At 68.7% G+C, this 13,556-nt stretch carries 13 protein-coding genes; 9 read left to right on the top strand and 4 right to left on the bottom strand.

Annotation, left to right across the window (positions count from 1 at the left end; all coding sequences use genetic code 11):
* From FXN61_RS24940 to FXN61_RS24925, 4 genes are all read left to right on the top strand, one after another.
* Nucleotides 1-181, top strand: a 181-nt coding sequence (locus tag FXN61_RS24940) for a hypothetical protein (RefSeq protein ID WP_167976466.1), incomplete at its 5' end; no start/stop codon positions are given.
* Nucleotides 178-786 carry a PASTA domain-containing protein gene (locus FXN61_RS24935; protein ID WP_167976465.1) on the top strand — a complete coding sequence of 203 codons (609 nt, stop codon included), beginning with the start codon at nt 178-180 and terminating at the stop codon, nt 784-786. The genes FXN61_RS24940 and FXN61_RS24935, both read left to right, overlap by 4 nt.
* A gap of 124 nt (nt 787-910) precedes the next feature.
* Nucleotides 911-1,237, top strand: coding sequence for a PadR family transcriptional regulator (locus FXN61_RS24930; protein WP_167976464.1), 327 nt, complete (start codon nt 911-913; stop codon nt 1,235-1,237).
* Nucleotides 1,234-2,334 (top strand): DUF1700 domain-containing protein, encoded by a 1,101-nt coding sequence (locus FXN61_RS24925; RefSeq protein WP_167976463.1) that lies wholly within the window; start codon nt 1,234-1,236, stop codon nt 2,332-2,334. The genes FXN61_RS24930 and FXN61_RS24925 overlap by 4 nt, the downstream gene beginning before the upstream one ends.
* A gap of 34 nt (nt 2,335-2,368) precedes the next feature.
* Here the strand turns inward: FXN61_RS24925 and FXN61_RS24920 are convergent, their stop codons facing one another.
* Nucleotides 2,369-2,809, bottom strand: coding sequence for a MarR family winged helix-turn-helix transcriptional regulator (locus FXN61_RS24920; protein WP_167976462.1), 441 nt, complete (start codon nt 2,807-2,809; stop codon nt 2,369-2,371).
* Nucleotides 2,810-3,112: 303 nt separating this feature from the next.
* Here FXN61_RS24920 and FXN61_RS24915 point away from each other — a divergent pair, with 303 nt between their 5' ends.
* Both FXN61_RS24915 and FXN61_RS24910 read left to right on the top strand, forming a co-directional pair.
* Entirely contained in the window at nt 3,113-5,629 is a 2,517-nt protein-coding gene (locus FXN61_RS24915; protein WP_167976461.1) for a sensor histidine kinase, read from the top strand.
* On the top strand, nt 5,626-6,306 hold the full coding sequence (locus FXN61_RS24910; protein ID WP_167976460.1) for a response regulator: 681 nt from the start codon (nt 5,626-5,628) through the stop codon (nt 6,304-6,306). Before FXN61_RS24915 ends, FXN61_RS24910 begins: the two co-directional genes overlap by 4 nt.
* Here FXN61_RS24910 and FXN61_RS24905 read toward each other — a convergent pair.
* The 3 genes from FXN61_RS24905 to FXN61_RS55625 all read right to left on the bottom strand — a co-directional run bounded on the left by FXN61_RS24905 (nt 6,303) and on the right by FXN61_RS55625 (nt 8,111).
* Entirely contained in the window at nt 6,303-6,791 is a 489-nt protein-coding gene (locus FXN61_RS24905; protein ID WP_167976459.1) for a hypothetical protein, read from the bottom strand. The genes FXN61_RS24910 and FXN61_RS24905 overlap by 4 nt on opposite strands.
* A 128-nt stretch (nt 6,792-6,919) precedes the next feature.
* Nucleotides 6,920-7,390, bottom strand: a complete 471-nt coding sequence (locus tag FXN61_RS24900; RefSeq protein WP_167976458.1) for a hypothetical protein — start codon at nt 7,388-7,390, stop codon at nt 6,920-6,922.
* A 4-nt stretch (nt 7,391-7,394) separates the two neighbouring features.
* Nucleotides 7,395-8,111, bottom strand: coding sequence for a CAP domain-containing protein (locus FXN61_RS55625; protein WP_167976457.1), 717 nt, complete (start codon nt 8,109-8,111; stop codon nt 7,395-7,397).
* An 81-nt stretch (nt 8,112-8,192) separates the two neighbouring features.
* Here FXN61_RS55625 and FXN61_RS24890 point away from each other — a divergent pair, with 81 nt between their 5' ends.
* From FXN61_RS24890 to smc, 3 genes are all read left to right on the top strand, one after another.
* Nucleotides 8,193-8,465, top strand: coding sequence for an acylphosphatase (locus FXN61_RS24890; RefSeq protein WP_167976456.1), 273 nt, complete (start codon nt 8,193-8,195; stop codon nt 8,463-8,465).
* A 33-nt stretch (nt 8,466-8,498) separates the two neighbouring features.
* Nucleotides 8,499-9,590, top strand: coding sequence for a sigma-70 family RNA polymerase sigma factor (locus tag FXN61_RS56495; protein ID WP_376770725.1), 1,092 nt, complete (start codon nt 8,499-8,501; stop codon nt 9,588-9,590).
* Between the two features lie 226 nt (nt 9,591-9,816).
* Nucleotides 9,817-13,524: a chromosome segregation protein SMC gene (gene smc / locus FXN61_RS24875; RefSeq protein WP_167976454.1), complete on the top strand. Its 3,708-nt coding sequence runs from the start codon at nt 9,817-9,819 to the stop codon at nt 13,522-13,524.
* Nucleotides 13,525-13,556 lie beyond the last annotated feature (32 nt).

The raw sequence follows: 13,556 nt of genomic DNA, 5'->3' as shown, positions 1-13,556 counted from the left end.
CGCCGGCGCCGTGGTCGCCGCGCTGCTCTGCTACCTCGCCACCGTCGATCGCGCGTACCGGTTGCAGCGCTGGCGACGGCAGGTGGTCGCCGAAGCCGCGCCCGCCGAGGTGGAACGCCTGCGCGCCGTGCTCGCCGAGATCAGCATTCCGCCCGCCGCTCCTGAGGAGACCGCCGAATGAAGATCGCCATCGCCCTGCTCGCGCTCGCCCTCACCGGTTGTGCCGGCGGGCAGGCGGGCAGTTCCGCCACTCAGCGCACAACGACAACCACCGCCACCGCGTCCACCCAGAGTGGGCCGAAGATGCCGAAGGTGGTGGAGATGCGGCTCGCCGAAGCGCGAGAGCTGTTGCTGGTGCGGGGCTACCGGGTGATCGAGGAGGACGAGACCGGGCAGAAGAGGCCGATTCTGGAGCCGCTGAACTGGGTGGTGGTCTCGCAGCTGCCAGAAGCCGAGGCCGAGGCGCCCAGCGGGACGCAGGTGGTGCTGAAGGTGCGCAAGCCGACCGACAGCTCGACCAGCCAGGCACCGCCGGCCAAGGGCGCCGTGCCGAACGTCGTGTGCCTCGACCTGCAGAAGGCGCAGGACACGTTGCAGGCCGCGGGCTTTTACCTGCTCGGCTCGGAGGATGCGACCGGCCAGCGCAGGCAGCAGCTGGTCGACAGGAACTGGGTCGTGGTGAGTCAGTCGGAGCCTCCTGGCAGCACGCCCGACCCCAAGACCAAGATCACGCTCGGTGCGGTGAAGTTCGGTGAGCCGACCGGCGGGTCCGGCTGTCAGAGCTGACGACCGCGCTCCGACAACGGCCTCGCAGGTCTCCGACCTGCGAGGCCGTGCTCGTGCTCCAACGGGTTAGACAGTACTGCGCAGTGCGTAGTAGTGTTCACGGCGCAACAGCGGTGGAGGGGCCATGGACACGAGTCAGCTGCTCAAAGGGGTGCTGGACCTGGCCGTTCTTGCGGTTCTGCGCAAGGACGACGGGTACGGGTACGACGTGGTGCGCAGATTGCGCGCCGGGGGATTGAACGACGTGGGTGATGCGTCGGTGTACGGCACGCTGCGGCGGCTCTACAACGCGGGGTTGCTGACCTCGTACGTGGTGCCGAGCGAAGAGGGACCGCACCGCAAGTACTACAGCATCAACGAGACCGGGCGGGCGCGCCTGGCTGAGTCGAGGGAGACGTGGAGGTCGTTCGCCAGCACGCTGGACGGCCTGCTCGAGGAGGTCGCAGCATGAACACGCAAGCGCTCGGTGTCGAGTACTACCTGGCCGGGATGCGTGCCGCCCTCGACGATCTGCCGCCCGGCGAGGTCGCCGAGATCATGGAGGACGTCGAGGCGCACGTCGCGGAACTGTCGACGGAGCTCGGGGAGAACGAGACTCTCGAGCAACGGCTCGGGTCGCCTGTGCAGTACGCGCAGGAACTCAGGCAGGCCGCCGGGTATCCGCCGCGCACTGAGCGGTTGCCGGTCACCACGAAGAAGGGCTTGCTGAGCAGGCCTCGGGCGGCGGCGTGGGGGCTGGGGATCGCCACGGGCATCACGTTGCTCGTGGGGGTCGCGGCTCTTCGTGAACCGGTGTTTCTTCTTCTGCTGCCCGGTGTGATCCTGGTGCTCAGCCTGGCGCTGGTGCACGACCGCGGGCCGGTCCAGGCGGAGATCATGGGGTTGCCCGAGACGCGCAAGATCCAGCAGTGGCTGACGCCGGAGGTGGGCACGCCCGCCGAACGGGCGATCACCTATCTGAAGTCGTTGCAGCCCGCGTGGTGGCTGGCGCGCGCCGGCCTGCTCGGGCTCGGGGCCGTGTTGCTGGCCGGTCGGGACATTCCCGGGTTCCTGGCGATCGCCGCGATCGCGGTTGTGTCGGTGTTCGCCGGGCCGCGGGCCAAGGTCGACCGGCGGTGGCTGTGGTTCAGCCTGCCGGCCTCGGCGCTGGCGGTCGGGTTGCTGTTCCAGGTGCTCGATGTGACCGCGAACAACCTCGCGTACAACACACGGTCGTCGTACCAGCAGGCGCCGGTCATGGAGAGCTACGAGAACATCTACGCGTACGACGAGAACGGCAAGTTGCTCACGAACGTGCTGTTGTACGACCAGGACGGCAATCCCATCAACGCGCAGCGGCAGTACTACGGCTGCCGTGACAGCGACCCGCAGCCGATGATTCCGGCTAACAGGTATCCGCGGCCGAAGATCGACTACGAAAACGGCACCTGTTACACGGTGGCACCGAGCGTGTCCGCTCCGTCATCAACGCCGAGTACGCCGCCGTCGAGTTCTGGAAGCGCACCTTCGAGCCCGGTGCCACCCACTTCCGTGTCACCCAGCAAGTAATCCTTGGAGCGGGACCCGTCGGGGGGTCCCGCTCCTACTTGTTCTCGTGGGGATCGGCCAGGTGGCGCAATACCGGCATGGCCGAGCGCAGGTGTTCTCTGTCTTCTGGCGAAAGTTCGGCCATTCTTTCACTCAATAGTTCGGCTTCGCCGTGAGCGAGCGACAGGATCGTCTCGCGACCGACTTCGGTGAGTACGACTATCGTCGCCCTGCCGTCGGCGGCGTCGGGCTCGCGACGCACAAGGCCGGTGGACTCGAGGCTGGTCACGACGGTTGTCGCGGTCGGCTGCGAACACAGCGCGCGCACCGCGATCTCGCCGATCCGCATCGGGCCGTGGGCGCTCAGTTCTGACAGCACCAATAACTGGGTGGGTTGCAAACGACGGGCCGGAGCGGCCTGTCGAAGACTTCGCACCAGCCGGTGCACGGCCACCACGAGTTGAAGTGCCTCGTGGTTGGTGACGGTGGTGGGCATCGTTTCTCCGCGCGCATGTGATTGTCCGAATTCGGACACGAACCCTGGCACTTTCCCTCATTCACGCTCTGCGCGCTATCCGCCAACTGCCGATAACCCATTCGGCCGTTGTGGTGACGCGGGGTGTCACCGCGCGCGTCCGACACACTTAAATGTGCTGGTAAACGGCGTAAAAAGCGCAGCGAAGCTCACTCGAACGGTCGCCGTGCTGAAGCATGATTCAACGAGACAGATCTGCTGTCAGAACTGTGGGAAGGCGCACGTGCGTGGCCGTGTGGCGCAGCACGTACCCCCGAACAGCCCATGTGGGGCCAGGAGCAGACTGGCCTGGTGAGTGCGAAACGCAGGCGTGGCGAGCTCCGCATCTACCTCGGTGCCGCTCCCGGTGTCGGCAAGACGTTCGCGATGCTCGGCGAGGCGCACCGGCGGCGGGAACGCGGCACAGATGTGGTCATCGGATTTGTGGAGACCTACGGCCGTACGAAGACCGCGGAACTGGTCGACGGCCTGGAAATCGTGCCGCGCGGGCACTCCACCCACCGCGATGTCGAACTCACCGAGATGGACGTCGACGCTGTGCTGGCACGCGCACCGGAGCTGGCGGTCGTCGACGAACTCGCGCACACGAACGTGCCCGGCTCCCGTAATGCAAAAAGGTGGCAGGACGTCGAGGAACTCCTCGAAGCGGGGATTGACGTGCTGTCCACGGTCAACGTGCAGCACCTGGAATCGCTCAACGACGTCGTGCAACGCATAACGGGCGTTCCACAGCAGGAAACCGTGCCCGACGAGGTCGTGCGCAAAGCCGACCAGATGCAGCTCGTCGACCTGACGCCGGAAGCGCTGCGGCGCAGGCTCGCCCACGGCGACGTCTACGCCGCGAACAAGATCGATGCCGCTCTCGGCAACTACTTCCGCGTCGGCAACCTCACGGCGCTGCGCGAGCTCGCGTTGCTGTGGGTCGCCGACCAGGTCGACGTCGCGCTGATGCGCTACCGGTCAGAGCAGCAGATCACCGACATGTGGGAGACGCGCGAACGCGTCGTCGTCGCCATCACCGGCGGCAAGGAGAGCGAGACGCTCATCCGGCGCGCGCGTCGTATCGCCACGCGCGCGGGTGGCGACCTTCTCGTTGTGCACGTGCTCAGGGGCGACGGTCTCGCAGGCGCTGACCCGTACGCACTGACGAAGTACCGCAAACTCGCGGAGGACGTCGGCGCCACCTTTCACACCGTTGTCGGCAATGACGTGCCGACGGCTCTGCTGGAGTTCTCTAGCGGCGTCAACGCCACTCAGCTCGTGGTCGGCACATCACGCCGTTCACGGCTCGCGCGTGTGTTCTCCGCGGGCATCGGCTCCACGGTCGTGCAGGAGTCCGGCGCGATCGACGTGCACATGGTCACGCACCCGGCGACGGCTTGGGGCTGGCGCGCGCGGATCGCGGGCAGCCCGCTCAAGCCGAGCCGGCTCGCGTGGGGCTGGTTCCTGGCGATCGCCGGGCCCGCCGCGGTGACGGCGGCCGGCGCGTCGATGCGGGGCAGCCTGAACTTCTCCACGAACGTCATCGCGTACCTGCTGGTCACGCTGGTCGTCGCGATCGTTGGCGGACTGGGCCCGGCCATCACGGCTGCGCTGTTCAGCGCGATGCTGCTGAACTTCTTCTTCACCGAGCCCTTCTACACGTTCACCATCGACGCGCAGCAGAACGTGCTCACCTTCTTCGCGATGATCATCGTGGGCGTCTCCACCGCGTTGGTGGTGGACTACGCCGCCCGTCGTGCCACGCAGGCAGCGCGCGCTCACACCGAGGCGACACTTCTCGCGTCATACGCGCGCACCGTGCTGACGAACCCGTATCCGCTCGCACGGCTGTTGGAGAAGGTGAAGGAGAACTTCGGCCTGACGTCCGTCGCGCTGCTGGAGCGCGTCGACGGCGACTGGGAGCGTGTCGCGTGCGTCGGCGCGAGCCCGTGCGACGAACCCGACGAGGCCGACGTCGACATCGCGGTGACCCCGGACGTGCACCTCGCGTTGCGCGGCCGTTCGCTGCCCGCGTCCGACCGTCGAGTGCTGGAGGCGGCCGCCGGCCAGGCACTGCTCGCGCTGAGGCAGCAGCGGATGGCCGAGCAGACCCTCGAAGCCCAGCGGCAGGCCTCCCGCACCGAACTGCGCACCGCGTTGCTCTCCGCCGTTGGCCACGACCTCCGCACGCCGCTGACCTCGATCAAGGCGTCCGTGGGCTCGTTGCGCGACCCTGAACTGAAGCTGTCGGAGCCGGACATCGCCGAGCTGCTGGAGGCGGTCGAGGAGTCGGCGGACCGGCTCACCGGCCTGGTCGACAACCTGCTCGACTCGTCCCGTCTCGCCACGGGCGCCGTCGAGCCGCAGTTCCGCGCGGTCGGCTACTACGAGGCCGTGGCACGGGCCCTGAGCGGCCTGAACGGCGACATCGAGGTCGACGTCCCCGAGTCGCTGCCGCCGGTGCGCGCCGACGTCGGGCTTCTCGAACGGGTGATCGCGAACGTCGCCGGCAACGCGCTGCGCTATGCGGGTGCGGTGGCGCTGCGGGCTTCCGCGCACGGCGACGAGGTCGAGCTGCGCGTGGTGGACCACGGCCGCGGCCTGCCGAAAGGTACGGCGGACGAGGTGTTCGCGCCGTTCCAGCGTCTCGGCGACCGCACGCCGGGTGGCGTTGGTCTCGGTCTGAGCGTGGCGAAGGGCTTCACCGAGGCGATGGGAGGCACCATCAGCATGGAGGACACGCCCGGTGGCGGCCTCACCGTGGTGATCTCGCTCTCCGTCGATGAGAGGGTTCAGTGACGAAGGTACTGGTGGTCGACGACGAGCCGCAGATCGTGCGCGCGCTGCGGATCAACCTCTCGGCCCGCGGGTACGAGGTGCTCACGGCCCACGACGGCGTCACGGCGCTGAAGCTCGCGGCCGACGGCAAACCGGACGTCGTGGTGCTCGACCTGGGCCTGCCGGACATGGACGGCACGGACGTCATCGCCGGTCTGCGCGGCTGGACCACCCTGCCGATCATCGTCCTCTCCGCCCGCACCGACTCGACCGACAAGGTCGACGCCCTGGACGCCGGCGCCGACGACTACGTGACAAAACCGTTCGGCATGGACGAGCTCCTCGCCCGGCTGCGCGCCGCGGTCCGCCGCTCGGCCGTCGCGGGTCCCGAGGACGAGCCGATCGTGAAGACGGCCTCGTTCACCGTCGACCTCGCGGCCAAGCGCGTGCTCAAGGACGGGGCCGAGGTCCACCTCACGCCCACCGAGTGGGGCCTGCTGGAGGTCCTCGCGCGCAACGCCGGGAAGCTCGTCGCGCAGAAGCAGCTGCTGCGGGACGTGTGGGGGCCTGCGTACGACAAGGAGACGCACTACCTGCGGGTTTACCTGGCGCAGCTGCGGAGGAAGCTGGAGCCGGAGCCCGCGCGGCCGCGGCACCTGCTGACCGAGCCCGGTATGGGCTACCGGTTCGAGGTCTAGGGCTTCGGGGCCGGCGCGGCAGAGCTCGAAGACGAGGACGACGGCGGTGCGGTCGTCGACGACGCCGAAGAAGAGGAAGACGAAGGCGGTTCCGTCCACGACGTGGGCGGGTTGCTCTGCGTTTGCGATGTCTGGGCCGGGTTCGTGGCCGGCTGCGGCTGGTCAGGGGCACCGGGCTTGGGCTGTTCCTGGGGGCGCGCGGCCGGCTTGCGGTCCGGCGTGACCGAGGACTTCGGTGCGTCGGAGGGCACGGTGACGACGACGGTGCTGGTGCTGCCGTCAGGAGCCACGCTGGTGATGGTCTGGACGACGTCCGCGGACGTGCGTTCCGGGTTCGCCTCCTGGCCGCTCGCGGCGAGCATGGACGCGACCGTGGCGAACATGGTCGCTACCACCACGCCGCCCGCAGCCAGCAATACGGCGGTGCCCACGCGCTTCTTCGGCGCGGGTTCGGTTGGTGACTGCGGATGATCTTCCTCGAACACACCCATCTCCTCGTGGGAAACCCGGTCGGATGGACTTGCGTTCGAGTTATCGGCGGAAACGCACCAAAGCCTCAGTGACGCCACACCTTCGTGTAGCTCTGCGTCACTGGCCGGTGACTGGCGTAACCCTAGGGGCTCGTCGTCGTTGTAGTCGGGTCCGTCGTGGTGGTCGTTGTCGTCGGTTCCGTCGTCGTCGTGGTGGTCGTCGTAGTCGACGTGATCACCGGCGGCGGGTCGTCGGTCGTGACGGTGGTCGTGGTGCCGTCAGGGCGCGTGATGGTCGTTATGCGCGTCGGCTTCTTCGTCGTGGTGGTGGTCGAGGTCGTCGTCTCGACGGACGACGAGGTCTGCTCGACCGACGACGGAGCCGGAGAGGACGTCGGCACGATGCTCAGGGCGTCGCGCACGGCCTCCTTGCGCGGAGGCTGGTTCGACGGCGACTCGGAGGCGCTGTTCGAGCCCGCCGCCAGCGACGCGACAGCGGCGAAGATGGTCGCCAGGACCACGCCGGACGCGGCCAGGACGATCTGCGGTGCACCGCGAAAGCGCGAGCGCGAGTCCGGTTCCGGGCTCTCGTACACGAAGTTTCCCCTGCTCAAGACGTCAACGGCCGAAGTTCTGGGTCCAGTAGTTGCCGCGGGTGTCGAGTCCCAGGCCCATGGCGATGAAGCTGCAGTTCTCGATGTTTTCGCGGTGGCCCGTGGAGTTCATCCAGCCCTGCATGACCTGCTCGGGCGTGGTGTACCCCTTCGCGATGTTCTCGCCGCCGGGTTTCGGGTAGCCGGCTTCCCTCATCCGCACGTCGAACGTTCTGCCGTCTTTCGACGTGTGCGAGAAGTAGTTCTGGTTGGCCATGTCCGTGCTGTGCGCCTGGGCGGCGGTCGTGATGCGGTCGTCGATCACGAGGGCCTTGCAGCCCTTCGCGGCGCGGGCGTCGTTCACGAGCGCCAGCACGGCCTGCTCCGGCGTCTGGCCGGAGGGCTGCTGCGGGGGCTGAGCGGGCGGCTGCGGCGCTTCGGGAGGCGTCGTGGTGGTGGGAGCCGCTGACGATGAGGAAGAAGGCGTGGCCGTCGTCGAAGACGTGGTGGGAGCGGAAGAAGACGACGAAGCCGTGGCAGCACCGGCACCGGTGTTGTCAGACGGCGTCTGTCTGTTGGGTGCTGCGGCGTTGCCTGTTCCGAACTGGGTCGCTGCGTCGGTGGTCTCCTGCTGCGCGGCTGGTGTGAAGCTGATGCCGAGAGGGGAGGTACCGGTGACGGCCAGACCGCCGACGCCGGTCGCACCGATCAGCAGGCCGAGTAAGAGGCTGCGGGCACTCACGGGTCGGCACCGTACCACTAATGGGTGATAAGCCCCGAGTGCCTCTTCGGTCACCTTGGGTGACTACGCAACCATTCGGGGGTGGACGTGCGACTAAACGCGTGGGTGCGTGGACGGGTTCAGGGAGTCGGTTTTCGCTGGTGGACGCGAGCCACGGCGCTAGAACTAGGCCTGGTGGGCAGCGCTTCGAACCGGCCGGACGGGCGGGTCGAGGTCGTCGCCGAGGGTCCGCGGGAGAAGTGTGAACAACTGCTGCAGGCTCTCCGTTCGGGTGAAGCCCCCGGACACGTCGAATCTGTCGGTGAGCAGTGGTCCGAAGCGAGGGGTGGTCTGACCGGGTTCGTGGAGCGCTGAACTTTTCCGAAAGTGATGGCGTAGTAAGGAGGCGTGGACTCCGCCGAAGACGTCCTCATCCAGCTCTACGACCGCTGGAGAGGCCCGCTGCTGCACTACGTGCTGCGGCTGGTCGATGGCGACTATCAGCAGGCAGAGGACATCGTGCAGGAGACCTTGCTCCGCGCGTGGCGGCACTACGACGAGCTGAAACCGGACGACGCGGCACCGTGGCTCTACACGGTCGCCCGCAACCTGGTGATCTCCGGATATCGCCGCCGCAACGCACGTGCGACCGAGGTGCCGCTCGAACCGGTGGACCTGCCACCGGTGAGCGACCAGGTCGAGCACGTGCTGCAGACGTGGCAGATCGCGTCGGCGCTGCGGGCGCTCACGCCTGAGCACCGGACGGTCGTCATCGAGCTCTACTACCGCCGCCGCACCGTCGCGGAGGCCGCCAAAAAAGCTCGGCGTGCCGCCGGGCACGGTCAAGTCGCGCTGCTTCTACGCACTGCGGGCGCTGCGCGACGCGTTGGAGGAAAGAGGGGTGACCGAGGCGTGAGCTGCCAGCACACCGTCGACGTCGGCGCCTACCTCTTCGGATCGCTCGACCTCAAGGAACGGTCCGCGTTCGAACGTCATCTCGGAACCTGCGACGCCTGTCAGGCCGAGATGCTGCGGCTGGCCCCGCTGCCGGGCCTGCTCGGGCGGCTGAGCCTGGAGGACGTCGAGAACCTCGACGAGATCCCGGTCCCGCCCAAGCCGAACCACCACCGCCGCGTGCTGGTCCTGTGCGCGGCCATCCTCGCGGTGCTCGCGCTGGCCGGTGGAGTCCTGTTCCTGCAGACACCGTCCGCGCCGACGTGGGCGGCGCAGGATCAGGGCACGGGAGTCGATGCCAGCGTCTCCATGGTCACCAAGTCGTGGGGCACCGAGATGTGGTTCAAGCTCGACAACGTCAAGCCGGGTGCGCGCTGCAAAGTCATGGTGTTCGACCGGCAGGGTCAGCGTGAGATCGGCGGCTGGTGGGGGTCCTCGCACGGCCCTGACGAGCGGATTCCCGGCTCCACGTCGTTCCGGCTCGACCAGATAGATCGCCTCGAAGTGTCTGACGAAAGCGGATTGTTGGTTACTCTCCGTCCCTAGTGCTGTGACCGCCGACCTTCACCGCGTCTTCCGGCGCTCCGCAGGGCGCCTCGCGGCACCGCCCCCGCGCCCCCGTACAACCAGTACGAGGACGCGGGGCCGGCACCGCGATGCACCCGTCTGACCGGCGGAAAACGGGGCGAAGGCCGACGATCACAGCACTTGGAAACGCAGGTCACGGCCTGCCTCACGCATCGAACGCAAGCGTTTGGGTACTCTGCCCGGCGTGCATCTCAAGAGCCTGACGCTGAAGGGCTTCAAGTCTTTCGCCTCGGCTACCACGCTGCGCTTCGAGCCCGGCATCACCTGTGTGGTCGGCCCCAACGGGTCCGGCAAGTCGAACGTGCTCGACGCGCTGCGCTGGGTGATGGGCACGCAGGGTGCCAAGGACCTGCGCGGCGGCAAGATGGAGGACGTCATCTTCGCCGGCACGTCCGGCCGCGCGCCGCTCGGTCGCGCCGAGGTGACGCTGACGATCGACAACTCCGACGGTGCGCTGCCGATCGAGTACACCGAGGTGTCGATCACCCGCCGCATGTTCCGCGAGGGCGCCACCGAGTACGAGATCAACGGCAACTCGTGCCGCCTGATGGACATCCAGGAGCTGCTGTCGGACTCCGGCATCGGCCGCGAGATGCACGTGATCGTCGGTCAGGGCCAGCTCGCCGCGATCCTCGAGTCCAAACCGGAGGAACGGCGCGCGTTCATCGAAGAGGCCGCCGGCGTCCTCAAGCACCGCAAGCGCAAGGAAAAGGCGCTGCGCAAGCTGGAGGCGATGCAGGCGAACCTGACTCGCCTCACCGACCTCACCGCCGAGCTGCGCCGCCAGCTGAAGCCCCTCGGCAAGCAGGCCGAGATCGCTCGCCGCGCGCAGGTCGTCCAGTCCGAGCTGCGGGACAGCAAACTGCGCCTGCTCGCCGACGACCTCGTGACGCAGCGCGAGGCCATCGCGCAGGAGGAGCACGACGAGGCGAAGGCTCGTGAGCGCCGCGCCGAGGTCGAGAAGTCGTTGCAGGCGGCGCAGTACCAGCAGAACGAGCTGGAGGAGCGCGTCGCAGCCGACTCCCCGAAGCTGCAGGCCGCGCAGGACACCTGGTACCGGCTGTCCGCTTTGGAGGAACGTCTCCGCGGCACCGTTCGCCTTGCCGCGGAACGCGCGCGGCACCTGTCCGCCGAGCTGGACGCGCCGAGCAGGGGGCGTGACCCCGACGAACTCGACCGCGAGGCCGAGGAGACCGCCGAGATGGAGCTGGAGCTCCAGGAGGGCGTGACCGAGGCCAGGATCGCGCTCGCGGAGGCCGTGGAGACGCGGTCCGAGCTGGAGCGCATGGTCTCCCAGGCGGAAAAGGCCCACATCGCCGCCGTGCGCGCGATCGCCGACCGCCGGGAGGGCCTCGCGAGGCTCTCCGGTCAGGTGGAGGCGTTGCGCAGCAAGACGAACGCGACCGCCGAGGAGATCGAACGCCTGTCCGTCACGCTCTCCGAGGCCACCGAACGCGTCGAGTTCGCCTCGATGGAACTGGCGGAGGCCCGAGAGATCACCGGCACCGAGGGCGAGGACGACCACGGCCTCGACGAACGCCACCGCCAGGCCGTGCAGTCCAACGACGCGGCCAGGCAGCGCGTCGAGGAGCTGGTGAAGGCCGAACGCACCGCCGAACGCGACATCGCGTCGTGGCGTGCCCGCGTCGACGCGCTTTCGCTGGGCCTGACCCGCAAGGACGGTGCCGGTGCGCTGCTCGCGTCCGACGTGCCGGGCCTGCTGGGTTCGGTTGCCGCGCTGCTGACCGTCGAACCCGGCTTCGAGGTGGCGCTCGCCGCCGCGCTCGGCCCGATCGCGGACGCTGTCGCGGTGTCGTCCGGCGATGGCGCGCTCCAGGCTTTGAAGCTGTTGAAGGAGAAGGACGCCGGCCGCGCGGGTGTGCTGATCGGCTCCCACGGGTCCACTGTGGACACTTCGCGGTGGGGTCCGCTGCCCCATGGCGCGCGGTGGGCCATCGACGTCGTGCACGCGCCTGAGGCGTTGCGTCCCGCACTGGCTCGCGCGCTCGATCGCCTTGCGGTGGTGGAGGATCTGGACACCGCGGCCCGGCTGAACGTCCGCGCGGTGACGCGTGAAGGCGACGTCTTCGGCACGGACTGGGCGATCGGTGGATCGGGCTCCCAGGGCCAGAGCGTGATCGAGGTGCAGGCGGCCGTCGACGAGGCCCAGGAGCAGCTGGCGACGGCGGAACGCGCGCTGGAACACGCTTCTGCTGCCCTGGAAGGTGCCCGCGCCGAGCAGCAGGCCCGCCGCAAGGTGCTCGACGCGGTCAAGGAAGCCATGCAGGAGGCCAAGGTCCGCCAGGCCCGCTCCGGCGAGCGGCTGAACCGGATGGCCGCGGCCGTGCGGTCGGCGCAGGCCGAGGTCGACCGCATCTCCGACCAGCGCGCCAAGGTCGAGCGGTCGCGCGAGGAAGCCCTGCTCAAGCTGGGCGAGCTCGAAGAGCGGCTGCTGATGGCCGAGGAGGAGCAGACCCTCGACGACGAGCCGGACACCGAGCAGCGCGACGCGCTGGCCGCTGAGCTCGCTTCCGCGCGTCAGGCCGAGATGGATGCACGGCTGGTGCAGCGCACGGCCGAGGAGCGCGCACGTGCGTTGCAGGGCAAGGCAGACGGCCTGCGCCGTGCCGCGCGCGCCGAGCGTGAGGCACGCGAACGTCATGCCCGCGCGACCCAGCACCGCGCTCGTGGCGCCCAGGTCGCGAAGGCCGTGGTCCGCGGCGGCGAGCAGGCGCTGGAACGCATCGAGGTCTCGCTGGCCCGCGCCGCCCGTGAACGCGACCAGGCCCAGGAACGCCGATCGCAGCACGAGCTCCTGCTGACCCAGGTGCGCAACCTGGTGCGCGAGATGTCCGGCGAGCTGGAGAAGCTGGTCGACGCCGTGCACCGCGACGAGGTCCTGCGCGCCGAGCAGCGCCTGCGCATCGAGCAGCTCGAGACCAAGATCGCCGAGGACTTCGGCATCGGGCTCGACGACCTGATCGCCGAGTACGGTCCCGACGTCCCGGTGCCCGCGTCGGCCGCGGAGATGGCCGAGTACGAGGCGGCCAAGGAGCGCGGCGAGCAGGTCTCCGAGCCCCAGCCGATGCCGTACGACCGCGACACCCAGTCCCGCCGCGCCAAGCGTGCCGAGCGCGACCTCTCGTTGCTGGGCAAGGTGAACCCGCTGGCGCTGGAGGAGTTCGCCGCGCTGGAGGAGCGCTACAAGTTCCTCTCGACGCAGCTCGAGGACATCAAGGACACCCGCCGCGACCTGCTCACCGTCGTGAAGGAGGTCGACGACAAGATCCTGGAGGTCTTCACGTCGGCCTACGAGGACGTCGCGCGCGAGTTCGAGATCGTCTTCAAGGTCCTGTTCCCCGGCGGCGAGGGCCGCCTGGTGCTGACCGAGCCGGACGACATGCTGACCACCGGCATCGAGCTGGAGGCCCGCCCGCCCGGCAAGAAGGTCAAGCGCCTGTCGCTGCTCTCCGGTGGCGAGAAGTCGCTGGCCGCGGTCGCGATGCTGGTCGCGATCTTCCGCGCCCGCCCCTCACCGTTCTACGTGATGGACGAGGTCGAGGCCGCGCTGGACGACACGAACCTGCACCGGCTGATCGGCCTGTTCGAGCAGCTGCGGGAACGCTCGCAGCTGCTGATCATCACGCACCAGAAACCGACCATGGAGATCGCGGACGCCCTGTACGGCGTCTCGATGCGCGGTGACGGCATCTCGCAGGTGATCTCGCAGCGGCTGCGCAATTCCAGCGACGCGCCTGCTCGTGCCGCCGTGCCCGCTGAGTCTGCCGAGCCGGGGCCTGCTGAGGCTGTCGTGCCCGCTGAGTCCGCCGAGTCGTCGGGGCCTGCTGAGCCTGCGCCCGAACCGGCGGAAGTGACGGAAGCCGAGGCCTGAGAGGGGCGGTCGGAGCGGTGCCTGGGGGGCTG

The sequence above is a fragment of the Lentzea indica genome (assembly GCF_012184385.1).
Taxonomy (GTDB): Bacteria; Actinomycetota; Actinomycetes; order Mycobacteriales; family Pseudonocardiaceae; genus Lentzea; species Lentzea indica.
Note: the sequence above shows the minus strand (reverse complement) of the source record. Positions and strands in the feature narration are given on the sequence as shown.